Raw genomic sequence first — 25,171 nt, 5'->3', positions numbered from 1 at the left:
AAGGGGCGGTCATTGACCGCCCCGACAGGCCAGACAGTCTCCCTCACCCCGCGTGAACTGGCCTTCCTGCTGCAACTTTTGGCAGCGGATGGCGAAACCTGTGACCATGGACAATTGACGACGGTCCTGAGCGAAGAGGCCGACTTCAGTCTGGCCAATCTCAATACAATGGTGCGGCGGCTGCGGCTGAAGGTGATCGACCGGGTCGGGTATGAGCCACCGATCCGCGCCGTTTATGGAAAGGGCTATAGTTTCACTGGCCGATCAGTTCCCGGTAGGGATTTCTGTCCGTAGATACAATCACTTCATTGATCTTTGTCGAGACGCTGACCGTCGTCAACAGGATCGCGGCTTTCCTGCTGTGGCGGGTGCATCGGCATTTGCGCGGCCTGGCCCATATCTCGGCGGGGTGCCTGATCCTGGCTGTGGCCTTCGTCCTGCAAGGTGTGCGGTTACCGGTGCCCATCATCATCGCCAACACGGCCATCGTGTTGGCCATCGCCATTGTGACAGAGGGGATGCTGGTTCTGGCGGGGGGGCGGTCGCTGCGCTGGCTGGCACCGGTCCTGACGGTTTTCACCTTGCTCTTGTGGACACTGATGTTATGGCTGGCGCCGGAGAATGTACCCCTGCGCGTTACCGCCGCATCGCTGATCTATGCCGGACTTTACAGCCGGCTGCTATGGGGGACGCTGCGCTATGGCGGACGCTTCAGCGCCGCCCGCAGCTGCATGACGATCAGTCTGGCGATCCACATTTGCGTGCTGATAGCGCGCATGGTGGCTGCCCTGGTGCATCCCGATCCCAATTTCGTCTTTTCGCCCGTCATCCAACCCTGGTTCATGCTTGAAGGGGCGGTGATAATGAACCTGACCTTTCTTCTCTATGATGATCATGGTCGGCACCTGTCTGGATGCGGATTTGCAGGAACGGACCCACAGCCTGATGGCCGAACGACGGATGCATAGCCAGTTGCGTCAGTTCCTGTCCATGCTGGGGCATGAATTGCGCACACCCTTGGCCATTATCGATCGTTCGGCCGAACTCAGCCTGGAATTGCTGGACCGGCCGCGCGGACCGGTGCCACAATGGCTGGATACCATCCGTACAACGGTCGAGCGGGCCCGCAATCTTATGGACAATCTGCTGACGGCCGAACGCGCGGAGTTGGACACGACACACGGGGAGATGGTTGATATCGCCCAGATCGTCCGCGACCTTATCCGGGTGCTGGGGCAAAAATATGCCGAGGGGCGGATCAGGGCAGTCTTGCCGCCCAAAGCCCCCCTTGTGCGTGGGGATCGGGAGATGCTGGCCGTCGCCATCAGCAATCTTCTGGACAATGCCCTGAAATTTTCCCCACCCGACCACCCCGTTCATGTCGCCGTGAATGACGGGAGCATGGTCGATATCACCATCCGCGACAGCGGTATCGGCTTCCCGCCACAGCAGATCGCCCAAATCGGCCAGCGCTTCTTCCGCGCCAGGAACGCCAGTACCATTCCCGGCACTGGTCTGGGATGAGTATCGTGAAGGCGGTGGTCGACCGCCATTGCGGCCGGTTGAGGCTGAACAACAGCCCGGAGGGCGGAGCCTTGGTGACGATGAGCCTTCCACGCCGGCCCGATACAGCGCGCCGGTGATCACCGGCGCGTCAGCTGCTCGAACGCCAAGATCGATATGACGGCCAGTTATGGGCTTGGCTGGGGACTAGTGCTACAGTTGCGTTTTCTGCATTCGATAATGGACGAGAGGGGCGCTTGCCTGATTTCGGGAACGGACCGGTCGATCAGTGCCTGGCCCCACGGTCCCGCATAGGCCAGGAACACACCAACCTGGCAATTCTCAATCCGGCCCGCCGTGCCCGAATATTGACGGCCGACACCGACCGAATGCGCGCCCTTCTTCACAAAGCCGGTCTCATCCACCACAAGGACGCCCTCCCCGCCACTCAACGCCTCAAGCACATAGGCCCGAACCGGTCCGGCAGACCGCATCCGCATCCCAGCGCGAGCGCCCCAGCAGCGATTGCATCCGATAAGGCCGTGAAAGACCCGCGCGCACGAGCGCTGGGCTGGCAGTCACCAGCATCATATCCGCCAAGGGTCAAACCCTCGGTAGAGTGGTATACCCAAGTGACGGGAGAATCCCGGAACTGGGTATACCTAAGCCCGTGCGGCGTTTGAGCATTTTGCCGAATTTATTAGGCACTTGGGTATATCATTCCTGCCTCCCCTCACCCCGCGGAGGCCAGTCCTCGCGCCCAACCCACGCCCGCACGTCGATCGGATGTGGCGGCGGCCATGGCAACCCGGCATCCCGCCATCGGGCCAGAATTTCCTGACAGGCTGCGCCATCCGGGCTAGCCTTGTTCATACGGGACCGGTGGGCATAGATGCCGATCGTGAAGCCACCCTTGTTGGCCTTAGACAGGGATGCTCCATGATCTAGCAACATTCGGACGATCCGCCAGTTCTCGGCGCCCGCCGCCGCGAAGGAGGGCGGGGTGTCGAAATCGTCCGGCTCATCCACCCGGGCACCAGCAGACAACAGCAGGGCGACACCGTCAGCGGAGCCAATCAGAGCAAGCCGATAGAGAGCGGGCTGCGATGACATCTTCCCATTGGGATCGGCACCGCCGGAAATCAAAATCTTGGCTATAGACAGGTCCGGAAAACCAACGGCGATTGTCAGAGGGGCTCTGTCAGGGGCCCCATCCGGATGAGCACCGGCCTTCAACAGGGTGGAGACCATTTTCAGATTCCGCCGCTCTGTCGCCACCAGCAGAGCCGTCTCGCCATCATGGCCCGCGATGTTGACCAGAGCCTGATCCCTTTGCAAAAGGCGCAGGACAGTGCGCGTGTCACCGTCGGCCACCGCTTCGATGAACTGGCGGGCTGCGGGGTCATCGAAACTGTCCGGCAGGAATTGGTAGGTCACCTTGATACTCCACCTGCGTTACGATGGGCCTTCTCAAGGCCCTTGATAACCGACTTGATTCTATGTCGCTGAAAACTGTTGTCGTCCAGCCAGGAGGCGTCTTCATCAAAAGGCTCTGGTAACGCAACCCGCCGACCATAGGCCCTGGGCAGGGTTGCTCCCAAAGCCTCACTATCCGATCCCACATAGAGGCCGGCAGCAACACCTGCCCATGGGTTGACGGCACCAACAACCAAGCTCGATGGCACCGCCAGAACCAGTTCGCGATTATCCTGCACGTTGGACAGGAATTCGCCGGGAACATAGTAAGCCGTCACATCGGCGGGAGGCGCATCGCTATAGGCTGCAACGGTGTCGGGATGCAGCCCGGCAGCATTAAAAGTTATAGCAGGGCGGCCCGTTGCCACCGCCGCTGCAGATGCCATGCCGCCACCGAGGGAATGACCGGTGAAGGAAACCTTGCCATTGGTGGCAATGTTCATTTCACGTGCCAGCTTGATGGCCTGTTTGTAATGTTCGTTCTCGGCACCAAAAGCCTGAAGGGCATTGTCTTTTATGTCAGCGAACTTGCTGAAGTCTGTTCCACGGTAGGCAACAACATATTCTGGGCCGTCGATGCCATCCTTTTTGTAAACTTCCGCCCGGAAATTGGTCTTTGGATCGTTAAGGGAGGAAGGGTTGATGCCCAACATCCGCAGCTCGTCCTGACTCACCACACTGTATCCAGGCGGAAGCGTCGGATCCTCACCATATACATGCTGCGACAGCAACCCCATATCAAGGGCATGTCTGGCTTCCTGTTCGGGTGAAAGGGGAGTTGGTGTGGTGGCTTCCCCCTCCCCGACCGCTTGCTTACGCAAGTCAGCCCCCGCATCCTCCTCAGCCTTCAGTCGCGCCTGGGCCGCCGCCCGACCGTCTTCCGCCATTCTGGCGGCGATGCGGGCAATACGGTGGCGGTTGGCCGCCAGGCGGCTAATCCTGCGGGCGCGGGGGCGGCCGCCACCCCTGCCCGGCTCGCTGTCGGGGGCGTGCTGTGCCTCGTCCGGTTCGGTAACCTGTGCCTGCAGGGCGCTGGGCGAACCACCGCTATTCACCAGAACCAAGTTGCCAGAGATCGTGACACCCGTGGGGCCGATGGTGATGAAACCGCCGCTGGCTTTCAGCGAGATCGACAAGCCCGCCTCCACCGCCACCTCAAGGCCCGCCTTCAACGCATAGTTCTGACCAATCTCCCGGTGCCTATCCAATCCCACCATCAGCGAGGCGTTCGCATCGACATTCTGATATCGGTCTGTCCAGACGATGTCGTGGTGATTGCCCTCGACCATGGCCTTCTTGTCGCGCCCGACGGTCTGATGGCGGTCGCCGCCCATGCTTTCGCGGTGGCTGGCGCGGACCTTCACATCCAGGGCACGTTGGGCATGGATAAAGACCTGCTCCCGGCCCGCCTTGTCCTCAAACCGGAATTCATTGCCACCCGCCCCACCCTTCGACGAACTGCTGCGCCAGCCAGATTGCGTGGCCCGCTCCGGCAGCCCAAAAGGCGGCTGTGCCTCGCCATTATAGACAGCACCCGTCACCAGCGGGCGGTTGGGGTCACCATCCAGGAAGCTGACCACCACCTCCTGTCCCACGCGCGGCAGAAACTGCGCACCCCAACGGCGACCCGCCCAGGCCTGCGCCACCCGGACCCAGCACGAACTGTTCTCGTCGGCATTGCCTTCCCGATCCCAGGGGAAATGTACCTTGATCCGACCATGCCGGTCGGTCCAGATCTCCTCGCCCGCCTTGCCCACCACCATCGCCGTCTGCGGCCCCCCCATCCGCGGCCAGGGCGTACGTCGCGGTGTGCGGAACGGCACCGTGCCCGGCACCAGCGCGATCCGGCACAGGTACGTATCCTGTTCCCCATCACCGCCCCCGCCTCCCTCATAGGCGTCAGACACCATCTCAATCGAGGTCTGCGTCACCAGATATTCGCGGTTCTGGCTGGATATCGGGTGGTGGGTCAGACGGAACAGCATTCCAGCCGCCAATCCCGTCACATTGCTTTCCGCCAGGATCGTCTCGTGCAATCCCTGCTGCGCCTCAAGCCGCACGCGCGCATAGGGCATGGCGTTCTCACCCCGCCGACCCGAGGGCTGATAGGCCATGTTGGATGGATATTCATACACCTCCATGCCCGACATCTCATGGGCATGCGGCATCGACAGCGGCGTGCGCAATTGGGCGCGCGGGTTCTCAAAATCATAATCGTCAACAATGTGCGTACCCGCCGTCACCTCCCGCGAAAGCGTCCAGCCCGTCACCACACGAAGCCGTTCCCGCTGCCGCTTCTCCGGCTGAAACCGCACCTGGCTAGACGGCGACAGCGGGTCGTGCGACGCCGCACCATCGGCAAGCACCAGAACATGGCGGCCATTCTCGTGGCTGAAATAATAATAGATGCCCTCATGCTCCAGCAGCCGGCTGATGAAGGCGTAATCACTCTCCTGATACTGAACGCAATATTCCCACGGCAGATACGTCCCCGAAAGCCGGTCGGAAAGGTCGGTGAAACCGCGCCCCCGAAGCACCTTCTTCACGATCTCCGGCACCGTCTCGCCCTGGAAAATCCGGCTGTCGCGGTTGCGCGTCAAAAACCAAAGCCAGGGCCGTACCTCCGCCCGGTAAAGCCCGTAACGCCCCTCTGAACCCAGATGCGTGAAACGAGACACCAGACCGTGAAAATAACGCACCGAACTCCCGCTCGTTACACGAACACTCATCTCACGGCCCAGAACCGCGTCAAAATCAACCGACGAAAGCATCGTCAATACATCAATATGGTACAAAAACAGGCCGCCAAGCTCCTCATGCCCAGACATGCGCCGGAACAGCAATACGTCCTCCCCAAGGGAGCTTAATACTGAGATGTCGCGGTAAACTTGCGTCAGCATTATAGACTCTCAATCAAAAAACATTCAATCACTAACCTTGAAAGCGACATATTCGTGATTATCATCTATTACTGCAGAAAAGTTGTATAAATCAGACATGGCGTAGCTTTTTGGAAATAAATATGGATTCATATCATATATATCTCTTGGATTTGATATATTAATATTTTTATTATCATTTACAACCGATAGATAATCGAAGTACACTGAATGTATTTTTCTATCCTCAGTGCCATTTAATTTATCAACAATGTAAAACTTTGTGTAATTCTCCATATCAAACCACCCCTGCCCAATAACTTTTGCTATCCAAAGTTCCCTAATGACCGCACCAGATGTAACGTCACATATATTATATATATCATAATTAATACCAGAGTCTTTTATTCTAAACAACGCTCGATATCTGCCGTCATTTACCCTCGACCCAACCCACATCAACACTTTAAACTTTCTGTATATCTCTCTCCAAAAAATATCATGACTAGAAACGACTGCCATATTAGTGCCAAATTCAATAAGCCATGCAGCCGCCACATCCAAACGGTCAATTACACATCCAACCGAATCTTTTTGCATTTTATTTTCCTTTCCCACTGGACTTTATCACAAAATCAATTCCCAAGTTTTTTATAAGGATTTATGTCACCCTTAGTATGACCACTCCACTTCCAGAACTGGTATAATCTACTTGGAAAGAAATTAAATGAACCAACATATTTTTCGTCAGTAACAAGGTCTCCGTTTTTGTCGAAAACAGCCTCCTGGTACCCATCCTTGCTAACATATTTAGAATTTTGCAGCATACTAATACCAGTTGGTACTTTAACATTAATTCCAAATAAATTCTTATCTTGAAATTTTACATGCGGGTCTATTTCCGGGACATTAATATCAAAAACTCCAAAATCTATATTCCTCACTGGACTGTGATAAATACTTTCATAATCTTTCATTTTTATAAAGCCTCTTTCTATTGCCTCCTTTTCACTTTTTGGTGCATTCATATTCAATATGTATCTATATTCTTTATGAATTGTTTCGTTATTTGTAGTCAATTTTTCAGCAAAATCTTCACTAGTAAACAGCATCTCCACGACAGCTGGATCTAAATTTTTAGATGTTTTTTCCTTATATATTTCAATACTTTCCTCTAAACTCATGCCAGTCCTCTCTTTGAATTTATCCTTAAATTCCGGACTAGCCTCCCCAAGATTTATTTCTGATGAATTGACAATTACTTTGTTGACAGTTTCAATAACGGGCGTTCCATTCAACAGGGCAGTTGCCTGTGCCTCGTTCTCCTTGACCTTGGCCAGCACCTGCGCGTTCTGCTCTGCTGCCGCTTTCCGCTCCGCGTCGGCCTTTGCCTTGGCCTCCGCCCATTCGGCGGCGGCACGTTTATTGGCAATGGCGGCGATACGTCGGCGGTTGGCCGCCAGGCGGCTAATCCTGCGGGCGCGGGGGACGCCTCCGCCCTTACCCGGTTCGCTGTTGGGGGCGTGCTGTGCCTCGTCCGGTTCGGTAACTTGTGCCTGCAGGGCGCTCGGCGAACCACCGCTATTCACCAGGACCAAGTTGCCAGAGATCGTGACACCCGTGGGGCCGATGGTGATGAAACCGCCGCTGGCTTTCAGCGAGATCGACAAGCCCGCCTCCACCGCCACCTCAAGGCCCGCCTTCAACGCATAGTTCTGACCAATCTCCTCATGATTATCCAGGCCGACCATCTGTGAATAGTTCGCATCGACATTCTGATATCGGTCTGTCCAGACGATGTCGTGGTGATTGCCCTCGACCATGGCCTTCTTGTCGCGCCCGACGGTCTGATGGCGGTCGCCGCCCATGCTTTCGCGGTGGCTGGCGCGGACCTTCACATCCAGGGCACGTTGGGCATGGATAAAGACCTGCTCCCGGCCCGCCTTGTCCTCAAACCGGAATTCATTGCCACCCGCCCCGCCCTTCGACGAACTGCTGCGCCAGCCAGATTGTGTGGCCCGCTCCGGCAGCCCAAAAGGCGGCTGTGCCTCGCCATTATAGACAGCACCCGTCACCAGCGGGCGGTTGGGGTCACCATCCAGGAAGCTGACCACCACCTCCTGTCCCACGCGCGGCAGAAACTGCGCACCCCAACGGCGACCCGCCCAGGCCTGCGCCACCCGGACCCAGCACGAACTGTTCTCGTCGGCATTGCCTTCCCGATCCCAGGGGAAATGTACCTTGATCCGACCATGCCGGTCGGTCCAGATCTCCTCGCCCGCCTTGCCCACCACCATCGCCGTCTGCGGCCCCCCCATCCGCGGCCAGGGCGTACGTCGCGGTGTGCGGAACGGCACCGTGCCCGGCACCAGCGCGATCCGGCACAGGTACGTATCCTGTTCCCCATCACCGCCCCCGCCTCCCTCATAGGCGTCAGACACCATCTCAATCGAGGTCTGCGTCACCAGATATTCGCGGTTCTGGCTGGATATCGGGTGGTGGGTCAGACGGAACAGCATTCCAGCCGCCAATCCCGTCACATTGCTTTCCGCCAGGATCGTCTCGTGCAATCCCTGCTGCGCCTCAAGCCGCACGCGCGCATAGGGCATGGCGTTCTCACCCCGCCGACCCGAGGGCTGATAGGCCATGTTGGATGGATATTCATACACCTCCATGCCCGACATCTCATGGGCATGCGGCATCGACAGCGGCGTGCGCAATTGGGCGCGCGGGTTCTCAAAATCATAATCGTCAACAATGTGCGTACCCGCCGTCACCTCCCGCGAAAGCGTCCAGCCCGTCACCACACGAAGCCGTTCCCGCTGCCGCTTCTCCGGCTGAAACCGCACCTGGCTAGACGGCGACAGCGGGTCGTGCGACGCCGCACCATCGGCAAGCACCAGAACATGGCGGCCATTCTCGTGGCTGAAATAATAATAGATGCCCTCATGCTCCAGCAGCCGGCTGATGAAGGCGTAATCACTCTCCTGATACTGAACGCAATATTCCCATGGCAGATACGTCCCCGAAAGCCGGTCGGAAAGGTCGGTGAAACCGCGCCCCCGAAGCACCTTCTTCACGATCTCCGGCACCGTCTCGCCCTGGAAAATCCGGCTGTCGCGGTTGCGCGTCAAAAACCAAAGCCAGGGCCGTACCTCCGCCCGGTAAAGCCCGTAACGACCCTCTGAACCCAAATGCGTGAAACGAGACACCAGACCATGAAAATAACGCACCGAACTCCCGCTCGTTACACGAACACTCATCTCACGGCCCAGAACCGCGTCAAAATCAACCGACGAAAGCATCGTCAATACATCAATATGGTACAAAAACAGGCCGCCAAGCTCCTCATGCCCAGACATGCGCCGGAACAGCAATACGTCCTCCCCAAGGGAGCTTAATACTGAGATGTCGCGGTAAACTTGCGTCAGCATGGAGGCGGGTCCATTGCTCTGGAACGATGCCGGTGCCCTTTATGGGCGAAAAATGATGCGGTGGTGCTTACATCACCTGCCCCACATTGAAGATTTCCACCCGTCGGTTAGCCCCATCAAGGGGGTCCGTCGGCTTGGCAAGACGGTTTGCGCCATAACCCTGCACCTCCAAACGGTTAGCGGGAATAGAGAACTTCTCAACCAGATAGGCACGGGCGGCGGTCGCCCGACGCTTTGACAGGCGACGGTTATAGTCATCTGTCCCCTTCGCATCGGTATGGCCGGCGATTTCGAAACGGGACTGCTTGAAACTTTCGGACGCCAGAATTTCACCAAGCTCATCAAGAACCCGCTTGGCCTCTGCTGTCAGCACATCGGAGTTGTAATCGAACGTTATCTGCAATTCGACGCGCAGCCGTTCATTGACAACGGGCGGTGATGACACCCCAATATCGACACCCATGCCCCTGCAATGTACATCAGGAGGGGGATTGGGCAATTTGCAGGCCTCCCCCTGTTCTGCCAGGCGACGCCTGATTTCCTCCTTTGACAATTTCCCATCATTGGCCCCCGCCATGCCAACGGCAAGCCAGCCGAACAACCCGGCACAGATCAATGCACGCTTGAAACTGATCATGATCAGTATCCTTTCCACCGGCGCAAAGCCGACTTGCTGATAAAATCTGTCATACCAATCTCCCTTGATCGTGACCGATCCAGGGAGATTCATGTTCACTCATGCGCCGGGCGCTGCCTCCGGCAGCTTGGCTTACCCCGCTACCAAGCGGCGGGCCGGCGGTCGCCGGCCTCCAATCCGCCAAGGGTCAAACCCTCGGCGGATTGGTATCAGTCGAAATCGTAAGAGAAGTCGCCACCAACCACACCCAGGCGGACCTGTGCGATGCTCCGGCCTTCCAGCATACGCTGCAGCAGGGCACCGCTGATCTCCGGTAGAATGGTGTTGGTCAGGATCGCGTCGATCATCCGTCCGCCGCTTTCCACTTCGGAACAGCGGCTGGCCACGAGGTCGACCACCGCGTTATCATAGATAAACGGCACGCTATGCGTGCGCTCTACCCTAGCTTTGATCCGGTCGAGTTGGAGGCGGATGATGGTGGCGATCATCCCCCCGTCCAGCGGGTAATAGGGGATGGTCACGATCCGACCCAGCAGGGCCGCTGGGAAAACCTTCAGCAGCGGTTGCCGCAAGGCTTTGGCCAGGGCTTCGGCATCGGGTGCCAGATCTGGGTCCGCGCACATGTTCATGATCAGGTCGCTACCGACATTGGATGTCAGCAGGATCAGGCAGTTGCGGAAATCAATGTACCGGCCCTCCCCATCCTCCATAAAGCCTTTGTCGAAAACCTGGAAGAACAGCTCATGGACATCCGCATGGGCTTTTTCCACCTCGTCCAGCAGCACCACAGAATAGGGCCTGCGGCGCACCGCCTCGGTCAGCACCCCGCCCTCGCCATAGCCGACATAACCTGGCGGCGCGCCTTTCAGGGTGGAAACGGTGTGTGCCTCCTGGAATTCCGACATGTTGATGGTGATGACGTTCTGCTCACCACCATAAAGGGCTTCGGCCAAGGCCAGCGCCGTTTCCGTCTTGCCGACGCCCGAGGGACCGCACAGCATGAACACCCCAACCGGCTTGGACGGGTTGTCCAGCTTGGCGCGCGATGTCTGGATACGACGTGCGATCATGGCAAGACCATGTTCCTGACCGATCACCCGCTGTTTCAGCGTGTGTGCCAGTTTAAGAACAGTTTCGATCTCGTTTTTCACCATCCGGCCAACAGGAATGCCCGTCCAGTCGCCAACTACGGCGGCCACCGCCTGTTCGTCCACGGTCGGCAGGATCAGGGGATCGTCACCCTGCCACTCCACAAGCCTCGCCTGCAATTCCGCCAGTTCCGCCTGCTTTGCCAAGCGCGCATCCGCATCAAATGCGTCTTGGCGCAGGCTTGCACGCAAAGCCAGGATACGGTCCACCAGGGTCTTTTCCTCCTGCCAGCCGACCTCCAATATTTTGAGCCGCTCCTCCTCCTCAGCCATACGCTGGGCATTCGCGGCAGCGCGAGCGGTCGTGACGATGCCGGTCGCACTCTCCTTTTCGATGATCGCCTGTTCCATCCGCAGCGCCTGAATGCGGCGGCGGCAATCTTCCACCCTGGCAGGCACCGCATGCTGGCCGATGGCGACCCGTGCCGCCGCTGTGTCCAACAGGCTTACCGCCTTGTCGGGCAACTGCCGGGCTGGGATGTAGCGGTGGGAAAGCCGTACCGCCGCCTCCAGCGCCTCATCCAGGATCTGGACCTTGTGATGGGCCTCCAGCATCGGGCTAATGGCACGCATCATCAAAATGGCCTTGTCCTCGGACGGTTCCTCAACCTGAATCACCTGGAACCGCCGGGTCAGGGCCGGGTCCTTCTCGAAATATTTCTTGTATTCGGCCCAGGTGGTGGCGGCGATCGTGCGCAGGGTGCCGCGCGCCAATGCCGGTTTCAGCAGGTTGGCGGCATCGCCGGTTCCGGCGGCACCACCGGCACCGATCAGGGTATGGGCTTCGTCGATGAACAGGATCACGGGCTTTGGAGAGGACTGGACCTCGTCGATCACCTGCCGGAGGCGGCTTTCAAACTCGCCCTTCATCGAAGCGCCAGCCTGCAATAGACCGATATCAAGCGTGCGCAGCGATACCTCCCGCAAGGCAGGTGGCACATCACCAGAAACAATGCGCAGGGCGAACCCTTCAACAACCGCCGTCTTGCCGACCCCGGCTTCCCCCGTCAGAATCGGGTTGTTCTGCCGACGCCGCATCAAGATATCGACAACTTGGCGGATCTCATCATCACGGCCCAGGATTGGGTCAATCTCACCCTTGCGGGCCTTCTCGGTCAAATCCACCGAGAACCGGGACAAGGCCGTCTGATTCTGGGTGAGCGGTGGGGCTGCGGAATCACCAACACCGATACCGGCCCGATAGTCCCCCTCCGGTGAGGTACCGACAATGGCAGCATAATTCTCGATAAGCTCGGTCGCCTTGATCTTTCTGAATTCTCGGGATAAGGCAGGAAACAGGTGCTGAAGCTCATCGGTCAGCAGCACGCCCGCCAGGACATGGCCGGTGCTGACGCGTGTGGAGTTGAGCATCAGGGATGCCGTTACCCATCCACGTTCAACCGCTTCGATGATATCGGTGGACAGGTCATCAATTTCGGTTGCTCCACGTGGCAGGCGCTCCAGCGACGCAACGAGGTCCCGCGTAAGACGCGCGCGGTCAAATGCGAAATGGCGGATAATCCGGTGAAGGTCGCTGTCCGGCAGTTGCAGGATCTGGTGTACCCAATGGGCCAGTTCGACTTCAGGATTGCCCCGCTCCTTACAGAACCCCGCGGCACTGGTGATGCTGCTGTTCGCCAGCGGCGTCAGTTTGCCGAACAGGGAAACCCGGTTCATTACCATCATTATTCATTCCCCCAGTTTCCGGGCTTGGCAGTCGTATCAATGACCATGGCCAAATCAGCGCGATCCACAGTGGCGGTGCCGGCCAGCAGCCAGCTGGTCCAACCCAGACGGCTTTTGCCGTCCAGCCGCAGGCGTGGTGTTTCAGCCGCGCGAAGCAACAGGCGCAATTCAAACGAGTATTCGTCGCCGCAGTAACCCCGTATCAGCGCCACCAAAGCCGCAAGCGCCCTGCGCCCCGGCAGCATGCCGGTATAGTCGTCCAGCCCCATGGGCCCGATGGATAGTTTGAACCGATGCTGGACATCACGCACCCGGCGCCCAAGGGGCAGCCCCTGGCCGAGAGCCCCCGTCGACAGGCGGCCCAGATACCAACGCACGTCGTCAGGTAGTATCATCCATGCAGCCTGGAACTCCTCGACCACCACCGCCAAGCCCAGATACCCGACCAAAAGAGCCTTAAGCCCGTCCGGATTGGGGGCCTGATGGACGTATCGGCCCGCATGGTGGAACTTGAAAGGGTCGGCCACCAGATCACGACCGCGCAGGGATGACATCCCCATGCCGATCAGAGAGGCGACGAAACCTTCGACCGGATCAGTGTCAGGTCGATCTTGATTGACCGTCGGTTCGGCACTGGCCCAGGCGCGATAGAACAGAGTCAAAAGCCGGTGATGGAACATATCGACAAAGTGCCAGGGTGTGGTGTCCCCTTGGCTACGGATACGCTCCAGAAACAGTTCGGTCAGATGCAGGGGAAGTGGCCCATTCCCCCCAAACAGGCCCGGACCATGGACCAACAGATGCGGCACGCGCCCTTGCTCGCGGTATTCGATGCCAGCCAATTGGGTGGGGGGAAAGGACATGGACAATGCCTGCCCCACACGGACCGGTTCCTGCCCTGCCCGGACCCTGGCCCCCCCCAGCCGGGGTAAATGCGCATATGCGCATTCGATGCGCCGTAAAGCGCTGAATAGGCTAAACCGGGTGGGGCGGCGGCGTATTTCAGCCAGATGCCGCAAGGCACCATATCGTATTCGGTGGGTCGGGGCAGCGCTGACCATGACCGTCCCCTACAACAAATCGCGTCGGCCAAGGCGGGCTGGCCAGCGGCATATTTCACCGCGCCCGCCGCGCGTCACCGTTTCTGTGAAACTGTTAACCGATACATATTTGGCAAAGAACTCCGCCAGCACCGAACCAAGAACAAAGGTGCCGCTTCCCTCATAGGCCAATTCGTCCAAGGTAACCGCCACTTCCAGGCCACGCGCATAAAGCAGGGCGGTGCGGTTGGGAACCCTGCGGACGATGGCCTTGGTTTCCACGTGGCGAATGCCATCAATCTGTGCCGCCACCTCCGGCGCCGCCAAGGGGGCATACAAGGACAGAAGCTCCCGCAGGGCCGAGGCCCCTTTGGATTCGCCACCGTCACATAGCGACAGATAGTTCAGTGACAAATGGCTGATGAGACGCCAGGAGGGAGCCATGGCGAATGATGAACCCTGCGCATCGTCGGCCTGATGGGGCAGAAACGCCTCAGGTATCGGCGGGAATGGTTTACTCTGTACAACCATCTTGCGGACCGAGGCGACAGGCGCACCATAGGCCATGTCAAAATGCCCGTTGGCCGGTTCCGGCATCTCAATGGGCAGGTGGCGGTTGGTACACAGTACCGTTGCCCCCAGTTGACGCAGGGAATGGCGGTAAGGCTGCTCCTGCGTGTCAACAAGCGAGAGGAAAATGTCGCTGCCAACATAGCCGGAGAGCAGGCTGTTCTGTCGGCGACGCTGTCCGCGGGGCAGTATCGCCGGACGCCGCTGCACAGAGAAAAAGGCCCGCCCCTGGGATTGGGCGTTGTGCTTCTCGTCAATCGAATAAAATGGCGTGAATATCTGTTCCACACCGGACCCGTAGCCGGTCACGGATTGCACGGAATGAACCTCGAAATCCATCGGGCGGGTGCGATCCGGCACCAGATGGAACTCCGTGTCATGCGTGTTCAGATGGATGCGGTCGGCCCGTTTTTCAAAAAGATTGATGGCCGGCGTGCAGAACAGCGCAAAATTGCTGGCATCCACGGCATTGAAAAGACGGCTGTTGGCTCGGTTGAACAGAAAGATCAGGTCCAGTTCCTCCGAGGCGCACTGCTTCAGTGCTGGCTGTAGGCCCTTTGCTTCGAAAAACATAAAGCGGGACGGCAGCGCGAAATATTCCTGCAGCAGCCGGTATCCGTCGAACGATCCGGATGCGACCGGCAACAGCGCTTCGTCCGGCGTATAGCCACGGCGCGTCACTGCCGTGGCAGGCAATGTCATCTGCCAGCTTTCGCCGCGTCCTGCCGGACGCACCGCCAAGCCCACCGATTGCGACAATATCTGTTCCAGCAGGAGCGCCGGAAGCGCACCCACGCCCTGCAGGAAGAAACACAGGCGGTCCAGCGACAGCTCGTCCATGGTCACACCGCCGAGGGTTGAGAGCCGGACACGCAGGCCAGCCTTCGCCCCTTGTGCGCCGCCCGGGACAAGGGCGTTCACCGCACCCGCCGATGGCAGATAATCTGCCTGCCGGATGGCAAGCGGCCACAGCATCACATCATGCGCCGTTCGGTATTCGCAGGGCGTCTGCATCCCATTGCCGATGAAACTGCGTAATGCTGTTTTACGCGGCAACTGATAGCCATCGGTCAGGTTTCCCGCGTACGGGTTGGGCTCAAACCGCACAATCGTCATTGACGGGGTCGGGGCCGTCAGATGCGGATAGACGGCTTGCAGCAAATGGGACGTGAACCGGGGAAACTGTGCGTCAAGCTTCAGTTGGATCCGTGCGGTCAGGAAGGCGAAGCCCTGGAGAAGCCGCTCGACATGCGGATCTGGGCATTCAAACTGATCAAGCCCAAGACGCCCGGCAACCTTCGGATATCGGGCCGCAAACTCCGCACCCACTTCCTGCAAATGGGCGAGTTCACTTTCATAATAGGGGAATAGCCGCGGATCCATGGTTAATACCCCGGCTGACTGAGAACACGGATATGGCCCAGATCAAGATCAACCTCCGTCCGCACAGCGATGCGTACGGGAACCGGCCGCAGCCGCAATTCCCCCTCGATGCGGAAAATCATTGTGTTCCCGTCCTGCAAGTCAGCGGTATCCAGCCGCACTGTCAGGGTGTCCGGCTGGATACGCGGCTCAAACGTGGCCACCACGTCCCACATCAGCCTCTCCAGCGTTCCGGGATCATGGCCTTGAACAAATCCCCCGATGAAAGACGGTATGCCAAAATTCAGAACCGACCGAGCCACGCGAGGAAATGCCTCAGCATCCAGATGGCCGCCCAGGGAGGGCGCGTTAAGCAGCCAGCCCAGATCACGCAACACGCTATCCCGCAGCTTCTTTTCAGAAACGGCGCGTTTGTCACGGCTCTCCTCGGACACACGTCGATCATCATCGCAAAGCCGGTCGATCAATGGCGGCAACAGCCAGTCGCGAAGCGCGGTGTCAGCCATGAGGAGCCCCCGCCCCGATTGCGTCCGTCGCCACAGGCGCACTCCCCAACATGATGCGGCGAATATCGAACAGGGCGTAGGAGCCCTGGTCGGTGGCCAGCATCCGCTGGCCCAGTCCAACGGTCACGCCATCGGGCCGTTGCCGCCAATCCGTTCCTCTGGACAGGAGAAGGTCGTTCGTGCCGTCCGCAGGGGTGCCGGGGTAACGGGTCGGAATGTAACCTGTGACCTGGCCGCCGTTAATAAAGGTGATCTTAACCGGAAACCATACAAGATCGCAGAGCTGCGCGGGGGCCTCGGCTTCCAGCACCGCTATTGCCCGGAACGCAACCCACATGTAGCGGCCATCAATGACGATTTCCAGCATCGGGCCCAAACGGTGGTCGCAATCGGCGATCCAGGCAATCTTGTGTTCGCCGGAAACCTCTACAACATGGCCAGCACTTGGCGGTGCTTCCTCAAATGCCTTTTCACGCAATGCGTCGGCCTGACATCCGTTGCCTTCCAGCCGCAAGGCTTCCACAAGGGACGCCTCCCAGGCTTCCGGTTGGCCCAGAAAAGTCGGGGTCGATTTTCCTGCGAAAATGTCGGTGCGGACCGTCTCGCTATGGACGAGCATCTGATAGGCCATCACCATGGCACGCGCACCAGCATCAAGCTCCGCAATCACCTTGAGTTGCGTCTGTGCCCTTGCCCATTCTCCCGTCAGCGCCAGCATCTGGAACATCAGGATGCGGGGTGCCACCGCGCCCGGTGCTGAACGGACCGCGTCCCGTGCCACCGCCATGGCGGCATCCACATCCCCGTCCTTCAGCAGTTGGGCCACTTTTTCCTGCCCCAGCATCACATCGCCTCAATATGAACAGTCTTCAGACCCACGCCCCACCCAGAAAACGCAAACCCTGCTGGCTGGTCGCGGCAGCGCCACAACCAGCCAGTCAACGCCTGATGAAACCGGTTCAGAGCTTCCGGTTTTCTTTAACGCTCCAGCCGGCCTCCTTGAACGCCTCCTGAGTGCCGTCATTCTTCTGCTTTGAGTAGGAAAGTTTGATGGAGGAGAACTGGATCTCGATTTCCTCCGTGGGCTTGGTGGCTTTATCCCGGTCGGCCGTGGGCTCGCCCACCAAATTGTAAGAAGAAATGATCAGATCGGTGAAAGTAATCTTCAGGAAGTCCTGCAACCCGCCGCCGGATTTGCGAACATAAAGAGTGGCTTTGGCGATATGCCGTCCTTCCGCACAGCACAGGAACAGCAGGTGTGACGCCGTATCGACCACTTTGGTAAATTTGAACGGCTTGAAATCCACCTTGCCGGCACCCCCGCCGCTACCATAGGAAAAGGTGCCAGCCTGTTTGGCATCAAAGCCGAAACTCACGACAGTGATCTTGTCTTTGTACTTGGAATCTTCCGATTCACCAGGAACGCCCTCAATATCGAAGTAAGCGTCGTACATTTAACATTCTCCTTTGCATTAATCGGCCAGCACCGAGGCAGGGGTCCGCCGCCGGTACATTTGGGACAAGGTGGTTGTTCAGCTTTTGCTGGATGGGAGTTTGGAAACCAGCCTCATGGACATGGTCATGCCCTCCAACTGGTAATGGGGGCGCAGAAAGAACTGGGCCTTATAATAGCCGGGGTTACTGGGATCTTCCTCGATCTCCACCTTAGCATCGGCCAACGGCTTCTCTGCCTTGGTCTCATCGGCGGAATTCTCTGGGTCGCCATCGACAAACTGGAAAATCCAGTTCGACAACCAACGCTTCAGTTCATGCTGGCTGGTATATTTGCCAACCTTGTCCCGCACCATACATTGGAGGTAGTGGGCGAAGCGGCAGGAGGCGAACAGATAAGGCAGGCGCGCAGCCAGTGCGGCGTTCGCGGTGGCCTGCGGATCATTGTATTCTGTTGGCTTCTGAAGGGATTGGGCACCAATGAAAACGGCCTCGTTGGTGTTCTTCCAATGCACCAGCGGCATGAAACCATTTTTACTCAGCTCCGCTTCCCGACGCCCGCTGATCAGAACCTCCGTGGGGCATTTAACGTCCACGCCACCATCATCTGACGGGAAGGTATGAATGGGCAGACCTTTGACGGCCCCACCCGTTTCACGACCCCGAATCCGCGACAACCAGCCGTGATCCTTAAACGAACGGTTGATATTGACCGCCATAGCGTAGGCCGCGTTGGACCAAGTGTAATGGGTATGATCGGCCCCGGCAGTATCTTCCTCGAACGCGAAAGCTTCCACCGGGTCTGTCTTGGCACCATAGGGTAAACGGGCCAGCACCCGTGGCATCGTCAGGCCAATGTAGCGGGAATCTTCACTTTCCCGCAGGGCACGCCAAGCATCATATTCGGGCGTCTGGAAAATCTTGGTCAGATCGCGCGGCTTGTCCAGTTCCTGCCAACTATCCATCTGCAGCACCGCCGGTGCTGCTGCCGCAATAAAAGGCATATGGGCAGCGGCGGCCGTTTTGGCGATTTCCCCCAGCAATGCGACGTCTGGCGGGCTCTGATCGAAGTAATAATCACCAACCATGCAGCCATAGGGCTGTCCACCAGGTTGGCCAAACTCTCCCTCATAGATCTTTTTGAAGATCGGGCTCTGGTCCCAGGCGGTGCCCTTGAAACTGCGCAGCGACTTTGTCAGGTCCGTCTTGGAGATATTGAGGACACGGATTTTCAGCATCTCGTCGGTTGCAGTGTTCGTCACCAGATAATGCAACCCACGCCATGTCCCTTCCAGTTTCTGGAGGTCCGGATGATGCAGAATGGCGTTGATTTGCTTGCTCAGCGCCTCGTCCAGCTTGGCGATGATGGCTTCGATTGTCTCAATTGTCTCGCCGGGGATGATATCGACACCCCGCAAGGCATGTTCGGCCAGGGTCCTGACGGCTACCGTTACTTCGTCGCGGACCCGATCGCTGCGGGGCTTGAACTCCTTCTGAAGCAGCCGGGCAAACTCACTCTGTTCCGCCTCAATACTATGTTCGGTGCGGGAGACCTGCTGCAGGCTTTGGCTATCCGACATTTGGTTCACCCTTCCTGCGTACCATCGGGATTACCGACCAGAACCGACTGCAAGGCCTTGTCATTCAGGACCCGATCAACCAGTTCCTCGGCACCGGTTTTGCCGTCCATGTAGGAAATCAGATTCTTCAGCTGTGTGCGGGCCTCGAGCAGCTTGTTCAGCGGCTCAATCCGGGCCGCAATCTTGGCTGGTGAAAAATCGTCCATGCTCTTGAAAGTGAGGTCAATGCTGAGGTTGCCGGTGCCGGTCAGGGTGTTCGGCACTCGCAGCGCCACCCGCGGCTTGGCGCCAGCCATCACCTTGTCGAAATTATCGACATCAATTTCGACAAAGCTCCGGTCCGCGACATTGTCCAGCGGCTCTGCCGGCGTCCCGCTGAGGTCGGCCATAACCCCCATGACAAAGGGCAATTGCACCTTTTTCTCGGCACCGTCGGTATGGACATCATATGAAATGTGGACGCGGGGTGCCCGGTTCTGGGCAATGAATTTCTGACTACTCGCCGTCATCTCTGTTCCCCCAGTTCGATAATTCCGAAAACGTACATTCGCGTCGGCCTTGCGCCCTTCAGAGCAAGGAATTAGCCATCACCCTTTTCAGGCCCACGAACGGTCTGGAACTGTGAAGCCCCGTCGGGTGCCAGATCGCTCAGCAATTCCATGAAATTCTTGCCCAGCAGCCGTTTTGCCCGTTGCAGAAGAAACGGGACCGGGCTGGATGGCTCGGTTCGGGTCAGGTACTCGCAGATACTGTCCAGCATAGCGGCGACATCCTCCCGCCGGCTGACGGCACCGGTTCCGGTAGGATGCAGCACCGTTGGAGAATGGGTGGCTGCCACCTGCAACGGCGCATCGCCGCGGCGTCGGGCTGTATGCTGACTGATCACGTTGCTCAGTTTCCAGAGCAGTTGTTTCAGAGGATCAAGCACATGAGAATTGCCACCCCCAGTCTGCTCGTCGATGAAATCGGCGATCGCCGCCAACGCGCGCCCCGCGTCGGCGATAGAATTGATGATCGGTTGCAGGATATAATCCGTTACGAGGAACCCGTCTTTTTCGTCCCGGGCTGTGAAAACGGCCTTAATTTGATTGTCATCCGACGCGGTAGATAAGATAAGGTCGCGCACCGTTACTGTTCCAACCCTGGGAAGCTCCATCACTTTGGCATTCTGGATTAACGCCAGCAGTCCGGCGGGTGCGCTCAATCCCGCCAGCGCGTTGATCCGTATCGTCGGGTCATTGTCATCCGATACATCCAATTGCGGATGTATCGTCGGCCAGAATTGTCGCAGAAGCCCGTCCAGCAGATGCAACCCTGCCGCCAATCCCGACAGCCCCTGCATCACCACAACAGCTTGGCAAAGGTAGACAGCGATCCGCAGGTCCTTGGTTCTTTCCAGCAAGGCCACCGCTGACGTCGACACCAATCGCCAGTTGGGCGGTGTGCCAGCCTGGATTTCTGAGCCCATGACTCTGTCCGGGGAACCAGCTGCCGCCACCTCCAACGTCCGGAACGCATCGTCGAACTCCAGAGAGGGCCCGGAAGGTTCGGCTTCACTGATCGGGGTCAACAACCGCTTCAGATCCATTTCAACAAAATCCTTATCCATTAGAATGGACATCAGCCACAACGAGCGATCTTGAACTAAAAAAATACTCTATTAAATGAAGTCCAAATGCATACACTACTGCACAAGGACTTTCCGGATATCATTTTGGTAATGCCTAAACGACAATTCTGTCAATATCATATTTAAATTACACATTATATCTTGATACAATCTTTGCCGTACGTCAGCATGGTCGGGCTGCGGGGGCGGCGCGCTTTGCGCGTCAATGTGACAATCAGGTCAAAACATGTTGATATTACGGGTAATTTCTGGACCGATGGCGGGGGAAATGCGACAGGTAATGCGCGATGGCTTTACCGTTGGCAGAGGCATAGATTGTGACTGGGTTCTTATTGATCCTGAAAATATTGTTTCTGGAAAACATTTTTCAATTTCAGAAAAATTTGGGTCATATGCCCTAACCGACAACAGCACGAATGGTGTTTTTCATAATTTTTCGGCAGAACGCATTCCGAAAGGCGGCACCGTCACCCTGCGCAATGGGGACCGTTTGTCGCTGGCCAATTATGAGATCAGTGTTTCTGTGTCCATGGACGCAGGGGAGGCATCGGGACAATGGGGCCACGAATCTGGGCTTAAGCCGCATCCAATGGAAATAGAGAAGGATCGTTTCGGTATTGCCGACCAGCGATCCCCCATTTCCAATCGGATGGAGACGGGTACGGAATATGTCGACCTCCCGCATGTTCATGAAAAACCTGCGGTAGTGCGGACGGGTGAAATTGATTTTGACTTCCGTAAGGAATGGATCAGCCACAGCAATACCAGACAGGCCGATACGCAGAAGGCAGAATCTTCGCCCCCATCTGGCCGCGCGGACAGTCAGAAGGGGGCGGAGTCGTCGGCATCGCTGGAAGCAGACGGTAACGAGGTGCTGAAGGCATTTCTGCACGCAGCGGGACTGGAGGAGGAGGCGTTCCGGGGTGCTGACCCGAGCGATGTGATGCGTCGGGCCGGCAAGACCTATCGCCTTTTTGTCGAGGGTGCACAAAGGCTCCTGGAAATCCGGGCGAAGTTCAAGGCCGAATTCCGTATCGACCGGACCCAGTTGGGCTTTCTGCCCACCAACAACAACCCCCTTAAAGTCTTCATGGATGCCGATGCTGCCACCTTGTCACTTCTGTCCCCACGGCAGGGGAACTTCATGTCCGGGGAAGCGGCTGTCGCAGAAATCTTCCGCCAAATTGAAGAACATCAGCTTGCAGCCACTGTCGGTATGAATGAGGCATTAGCAACTTTGCTGCGCTGCTTCGATCCCAAAACACTGAGAGCTAAGGTGGAGCAGCAATCCGTTGCAAAGAACCTCGCAAAAGGCGGTATCCGTGCCGCGTGTTGGGAGTATTTTACTGAAGAATACGAGGTAATATCCGAAGAATCGAGAATAGATTTCGCGAAGAGGTTGGGGATTGAATTTGCAAAGGCCTATAATGATCAAGTCGATTTAATGAACAGATCAGGAAATAACAAAAATGATTGAAATTTTTAATTAATTTAACTTTAAAGTAGTTTTTGTCATAAAGCACATGCGCCACGCATGAACCTGAATAAACCACATCGCTGGGGAGCGACATGACGGGCAGTTATCGGGTGGTATGGTCTGAAGGAATGTTTATTCTTCCACAGCATTTCCAACAATCCGACCGGTATTTTGAGCAGCTGATCAGGAACAGCACACAACCTTTGCGGTCATTTGCGTGGGGTGTATCCTTCGTAGAAATTGATCAGGCCGCATTGGCCATCGGACAATTCGCCATCATTCGGGCCTCGGGCTTGATGGAGGACGGAACACCCTTCCTCATCACGCCGGAGGCGCTTCCACCTTCGTTGCAATTGCCCCCGACGACGCGTGACTGCATCGTCTATCTGGCATTGCCGCGCCTGGTGCAGGGTGTGGTGGATTTTGCCCCCAAGGGCGATGAAACGCCGTATGCGCGTTATCAAGTATCCGACACGGATGTGCGGGACTGCACATCCATGTCATCTGAAACAACGGCAGTACAGGTTGGCGTTCCGCAATTCCGTTTTGTGCTGGCGACCGACCCACGCCCCGATCTGGTTTGCCTGGGTCTGGCGCGGATATCGGAGGTGCGGGCAGACCGTCAGGTCGTTTTGGACCCCCGATACATCCCCCCCTGCCTGTCCGTCGGCACTGCCCCCCCTCTGGCCCGCTTCCTGACGGAGCTGCAGGGGCTTTTGCATCAGCGGGCAGAGTCGTTGGCCGGACGATTGTCGGAAACCGGCGGCAATGCCGCCCCACAGAGCAACGACTTTCTGCTGCTGCTGACCGTGAACCGGTGGGAGCCGTTGATTTCACACCTTTCAGGCCAGCAGACCATCCATCCTGAGGATCTTTATACTACCCTTTTGCAGCTGGCCGGGGAACTGGCGGCCTTCATCCGCAAGAGCCGCCGCCCCCCGCCCTTTCCCATTTACCGACATGATGATCTGCACGCCACATACCTTCCTTTGATTGAGGAACTGCGTACCGCGTTGACCACAATGATATCCCGGACTGCGGAGAAGCTTGAACTGGAGTACCACGAGGGTGTTTGGTACGCGCCTGTCAAGGACCGGACCCTGTTGTCCAAGACGGCGTTCATTCTGGCCGTGCGGGCGTCTGTCCGGGGCGAAACCCTGAGGACGGAATTTCCCGGACAGACCAAGATCGGGCCGGCAGAGAAAATCTCTGAGCTGATTAACTCGTCGGCGCGGGGTATCGGGCTGGAGGTCCTACCGACAGCACCACGGCAACTGCCCTACCATGCGGGCACCATCTATCTGGAATTGGACAGGCAAGGGGAGCTCTGGCGCAAACTGGAGAGGTCGCCGGGCATCGCCATTCATGTTTCCGGCGAATTCCCGGACCTGGATATGGAGCTATGGACGATCCGTGAGGTGGCGTTATGACCGGGGACAACCGACGCCCAACGGACCGCACAGTCATCCGCCCTACACCGGGCGGATGGCCCACTGGCGGATCGGCCGCCAACGCGCAACATCCGCCCGCTGCATCGCCCGCATGGGGAAGTGGCCCCTTTACCGCGACGCCGCCCGTGGCCGTGTCGCGCAATCCACTTCTGGCCGCCGCATCAGACCTACTGGCTTTTATCAATCATGTGCGCGAACTGCGCACGGCACCGGACGTGCAGCGGCTGCGCGAGCAGACTGAGCAAATTGTCCAGGCATTCCAAAAACAGCTAAAGCACGTGCAGCTGCCTGCCGACATGGTGGATACAGCCGACTACGCGGCATGCATCACTGTTGACGATATCGTGATGAATACACCCTGGGGTCGGCAAAGTAACTGGTCGCAGCAAAGCATCGTCAGCAAGAGACACAAGGAAACATTCGGTGGGGCGCGATTCTATGAGGATCTGCAGCGACTGAAGCAGGAGCCTGGCCGCAATGCCCTGTTGCTGGAGCTGATGTATGTGTGCCTTTCCCTGGGGTTTCAGGGGCCCTTGCGTATGCAGTCCAGTGGATTGGTTGACATCGCCCGATTACGCGAAGATTTATTTCAGCTCATCCGCCCGCATGGCCAGACGGGCGGTGACTTGTCGCCCCACTGGCGTGGGGCCAGCGAGGCCGTTCGTCAGGCGGCCTCAAGTGTCCCCGCCGTTGCGACAGTCTTCATTGCCCTGGCGGTGATGGTCAGCCTGTTTTTAGGATTGCGGTTATCCCTGGGTGCACAAACCGATACGCTGCTGGACCGTCTGGCCGCAGCGCCTGGCCATGAACGAACATTCATCAACCGCCCCCCGCCGCCGCCCCTTCTGCCGCCACCGGACGGGACATCCGTCAAGATTTCTCGGTTCCTTGAGGCGGAGATACGCGAGCGGCTCGTGACGGTCACGGAAAGTGTTGGCCAGATCACGATCCGGCTCCATGACGCTGGCCTGTTCGCCAGCGGCAGCGACAGGATGGAAGGCCGCTTCCAGCCTGTCCTGGAGCGGGTGGCCGCTGCGCTGGAGGAGGAGCCGGGCAGGATCGTGGTGGTCGGGCATACCGATGATGTACCCATCAGCACCGCGCGTTTCCGGTCCAACTGGGAATTGTCGCGGGCACGCGCCGGCACCGTCCGCGACCTGCTGTCCTCACGGCTGTCGGTGCCTGCCCGCCTGTCGGCAGAAGGCCAAGCGGATACCAATCCGCTGGTTCCCAACACTTCACCGGCCAACCGGGAACGCAACCGTCGCATTGACATCATCCTGATTACCGGTGGCGCGGGCTGATCCGCAGGATCTCCC

The 25,171-nt window shown here is 57.9% G+C and carries 20 protein-coding genes and 1 pseudogene; 6 read left to right on the top strand and 15 right to left on the bottom strand.

Translation table 11 applies throughout. The features are described 5' to 3' along the window. The first annotated feature begins 12 nt into the window (after positions 1–12). The 3 genes from CHB97_RS26515 to CHB97_RS20175 are packed head-to-tail and all read left to right on the top strand — an operon-like array spanning position 13 to position 1,524. Positions 13–294 carry a helix-turn-helix domain-containing protein gene (locus CHB97_RS26515; RefSeq protein ID WP_160106077.1) on the top strand — a complete coding sequence of 94 codons (282 nt, stop codon included), beginning with the start codon at positions 13–15 and terminating at the stop codon, positions 292–294. 14 nt (positions 295–308) lie between these two features. Continuing rightward, entirely contained in the window at positions 309–968 is a 660-nt protein-coding gene (locus tag CHB97_RS20180) for a hypothetical protein (RefSeq protein WP_089289810.1), read from the top strand. Beyond that, positions 946–1,524 (top strand): sensor histidine kinase KdpD, encoded by a 579-nt coding sequence (locus tag CHB97_RS20175; protein WP_160106075.1) that lies wholly within the window; start codon positions 946–948, stop codon positions 1,522–1,524. The genes CHB97_RS20180 and CHB97_RS20175 overlap by 23 nt, the downstream gene beginning before the upstream one ends. 251 nt (positions 1,525–1,775) lie before the next feature. On the opposite strand, the pseudogene CHB97_RS20170 reads toward CHB97_RS20175, so the two are convergent. The 15 genes and pseudogenes from CHB97_RS20170 to tssA all read right to left on the bottom strand — a co-directional run. After that, a pseudogene (locus CHB97_RS20170) lies at positions 1,776–2,058 on the bottom strand (transposase); the annotation flags it as partial. Between the two features lie 162 nt (positions 2,059–2,220). Further along, positions 2,221–2,940: an ankyrin repeat domain-containing protein gene (locus CHB97_RS20165; protein WP_160106073.1), complete on the bottom strand. Its 720-nt coding sequence runs from the start codon at positions 2,938–2,940 to the stop codon at positions 2,221–2,223. After that, positions 2,937–5,879, bottom strand: a complete 2,943-nt coding sequence (gene tssI / locus CHB97_RS20160; protein WP_089289807.1) for a type VI secretion system tip protein TssI/VgrG — start codon at positions 5,877–5,879, stop codon at positions 2,937–2,939. The genes CHB97_RS20165 and tssI overlap by 4 nt, the downstream gene beginning before the upstream one ends. A 24-nt stretch (positions 5,880–5,903) precedes the next feature. Further along, positions 5,904–6,458, bottom strand: coding sequence for a hypothetical protein (locus tag CHB97_RS26150; RefSeq protein WP_143271073.1), 555 nt, complete (start codon positions 6,456–6,458; stop codon positions 5,904–5,906). A gap of 35 nt (positions 6,459–6,493) precedes the next feature. Next, the gene (locus tag CHB97_RS20155; RefSeq protein ID WP_089289806.1) at positions 6,494–9,292 is read right to left on the bottom strand and encodes a type VI secretion system Vgr family protein; all 2,799 of its coding nucleotides are present in this window, start codon (positions 9,290–9,292) and stop codon (positions 6,494–6,496) included. 67 nt (positions 9,293–9,359) lie between these two features. Further along, complete coding sequence (locus CHB97_RS20150) at positions 9,360–10,022, bottom strand: OmpA family protein (RefSeq protein ID WP_089289805.1); 663 nt, start codon at positions 10,020–10,022, stop codon at positions 9,360–9,362. Between the two features lie 116 nt (positions 10,023–10,138). Then, the gene (gene tssH, locus CHB97_RS20145; protein WP_089289804.1) at positions 10,139–12,763 is read right to left on the bottom strand and encodes a type VI secretion system ATPase TssH; all 2,625 of its coding nucleotides are present in this window, start codon (positions 12,761–12,763) and stop codon (positions 10,139–10,141) included. Then, a complete protein-coding gene (tssG, locus tag CHB97_RS20140; RefSeq protein ID WP_089289803.1) occupies positions 12,763–13,824 on the bottom strand; it encodes a type VI secretion system baseplate subunit TssG in 1,062 nt (353 codons plus the stop codon). The genes tssH and tssG overlap by 1 nt, the downstream gene beginning before the upstream one ends. 9 nt (positions 13,825–13,833) lie before the next feature. Beyond that, complete coding sequence (gene tssF, locus CHB97_RS20135; protein ID WP_089289802.1) at positions 13,834–15,756, bottom strand: type VI secretion system baseplate subunit TssF; 1,923 nt, start codon at positions 15,754–15,756, stop codon at positions 13,834–13,836. Positions 15,757–15,758: 2 nt separating this feature from the next. After that, positions 15,759–16,262, bottom strand: a complete 504-nt coding sequence (gene tssE / locus CHB97_RS20130; RefSeq protein WP_089289801.1) for a type VI secretion system baseplate subunit TssE — start codon at positions 16,260–16,262, stop codon at positions 15,759–15,761. Next, positions 16,255–17,106 (bottom strand): type VI secretion system accessory protein TagJ, encoded by an 852-nt coding sequence (locus CHB97_RS20125; protein ID WP_089289800.1) that lies wholly within the window; start codon positions 17,104–17,106, stop codon positions 16,255–16,257. The genes tssE and CHB97_RS20125 overlap by 8 nt, the downstream gene beginning before the upstream one ends. 115 nt (positions 17,107–17,221) lie before the next feature. Further along, positions 17,222–17,716 (bottom strand): type VI secretion system tube protein Hcp, encoded by a 495-nt coding sequence (locus CHB97_RS20120; RefSeq protein ID WP_089289799.1) that lies wholly within the window; start codon positions 17,714–17,716, stop codon positions 17,222–17,224. A gap of 78 nt (positions 17,717–17,794) precedes the next feature. Then, entirely contained in the window at positions 17,795–19,294 is a 1,500-nt protein-coding gene (tssC, locus tag CHB97_RS20115; protein ID WP_089289798.1) for a type VI secretion system contractile sheath large subunit, read from the bottom strand. A 5-nt stretch (positions 19,295–19,299) separates the two neighbouring features. Continuing rightward, on the bottom strand, positions 19,300–19,803 hold the full coding sequence (tssB, locus tag CHB97_RS20110) for a type VI secretion system contractile sheath small subunit (protein ID WP_089289797.1): 504 nt from the start codon (positions 19,801–19,803) through the stop codon (positions 19,300–19,302). A 71-nt stretch (positions 19,804–19,874) separates the two neighbouring features. After that, positions 19,875–20,882, bottom strand: a complete 1,008-nt coding sequence (gene tssA, locus CHB97_RS20105; RefSeq protein WP_160106071.1) for a type VI secretion system protein TssA — start codon at positions 20,880–20,882, stop codon at positions 19,875–19,877. A gap of 322 nt (positions 20,883–21,204) precedes the next feature. Here tssA and tagH point away from each other — a divergent pair, with 322 nt between their 5' ends. The 3 genes from tagH (at position 21,205) to tssL (ending at position 25,156) form a co-directional block, all read left to right on the top strand. Continuing rightward, positions 21,205–22,401, top strand: coding sequence for a type VI secretion system-associated FHA domain protein TagH (gene tagH / locus CHB97_RS20100; RefSeq protein WP_160106069.1), 1,197 nt, complete (start codon positions 21,205–21,207; stop codon positions 22,399–22,401). 92 nt (positions 22,402–22,493) lie between these two features. Continuing rightward, the gene (tssK, locus tag CHB97_RS20095; protein ID WP_089289794.1) at positions 22,494–23,831 is read left to right on the top strand and encodes a type VI secretion system baseplate subunit TssK; all 1,338 of its coding nucleotides are present in this window, start codon (positions 22,494–22,496) and stop codon (positions 23,829–23,831) included. Then, positions 23,828–25,156, top strand: coding sequence for a type VI secretion system protein TssL, long form (gene tssL / locus CHB97_RS20090; RefSeq protein ID WP_089289793.1), 1,329 nt, complete (start codon positions 23,828–23,830; stop codon positions 25,154–25,156). Before tssK ends, tssL begins: the two co-directional genes overlap by 4 nt. Positions 25,157–25,171 lie beyond the last annotated feature (15 nt).

Source organism: Azospirillum sp. RU38E (genome assembly GCF_900188385.1).
In the GTDB taxonomy this organism is placed as follows: domain Bacteria; phylum Pseudomonadota; class Alphaproteobacteria; order Azospirillales; family Azospirillaceae; genus Niveispirillum.
Note: the sequence above shows the minus strand (reverse complement) of the source record. Positions and strands in the feature narration are given on the sequence as shown.

Bases quoted from the DNA above. Each gene is read 5' to 3' on its own strand.
- tssE (WP_089289801.1), bottom strand. From the start codon at position 16,262: ATGGCTGACACCGCGCTTCGCGACTGGCTGTTGCCGCCATTGATCGAC.
- CHB97_RS20120 (WP_089289799.1), bottom strand. From the start codon at position 17,716: ATGTACGACGCTTACTTCGATATTGAGGGCGTTCCTGGTGAATCGGAA.
- tssH (WP_089289804.1), bottom strand. From the start codon at position 12,763: ATGATGGTAATGAACCGGGTTTCCCTGTTCGGCAAACTGACGCCGCTG.
- tssF (WP_089289802.1), bottom strand. From the start codon at position 15,756: ATGGATCCGCGGCTATTCCCCTATTATGAAAGTGAACTCGCCCATTTG.
- CHB97_RS20175 (WP_160106075.1), top strand. From the start codon at position 946: ATGGCCGAACGACGGATGCATAGCCAGTTGCGTCAGTTCCTGTCCATG.
- tagH (WP_160106069.1), top strand. From the start codon at position 21,205: ATGCGCGATGGCTTTACCGTTGGCAGAGGCATAGATTGTGACTGGGTT.
- CHB97_RS20155 (WP_089289806.1), bottom strand. From the start codon at position 9,292: ATGCTGACGCAAGTTTACCGCGACATCTCAGTATTAAGCTCCCTTGGG.
- tssG (WP_089289803.1), bottom strand. From the start codon at position 13,824: ATGGTCAGCGCTGCCCCGACCCACCGAATACGATATGGTGCCTTGCGG.
- tssK (WP_089289794.1), top strand. From the start codon at position 22,494: ATGACGGGCAGTTATCGGGTGGTATGGTCTGAAGGAATGTTTATTCTT.
- CHB97_RS26150 (WP_143271073.1), bottom strand. From the start codon at position 6,458: ATGCAAAAAGATTCGGTTGGATGTGTAATTGACCGTTTGGATGTGGCG.
- tssL (WP_089289793.1), top strand. From the start codon at position 23,828: ATGACCGGGGACAACCGACGCCCAACGGACCGCACAGTCATCCGCCCT.
- tssI (WP_089289807.1), bottom strand. From the start codon at position 5,879: ATGCTGACGCAAGTTTACCGCGACATCTCAGTATTAAGCTCCCTTGGG.
- CHB97_RS20150 (WP_089289805.1), bottom strand. From the start codon at position 10,022: ATGAATCTCCCTGGATCGGTCACGATCAAGGGAGATTGGTATGACAGA.
- tssB (WP_089289797.1), bottom strand. From the start codon at position 19,803: ATGACGGCGAGTAGTCAGAAATTCATTGCCCAGAACCGGGCACCCCGC.
- tssA (WP_160106071.1), bottom strand. From the start codon at position 20,882: ATGGATCTGAAGCGGTTGTTGACCCCGATCAGTGAAGCCGAACCTTCC.
- tssC (WP_089289798.1), bottom strand. From the start codon at position 19,294: ATGTCGGATAGCCAAAGCCTGCAGCAGGTCTCCCGCACCGAACATAGT.
- CHB97_RS20125 (WP_089289800.1), bottom strand. From the start codon at position 17,106: ATGCTGGGGCAGGAAAAAGTGGCCCAACTGCTGAAGGACGGGGATGTG.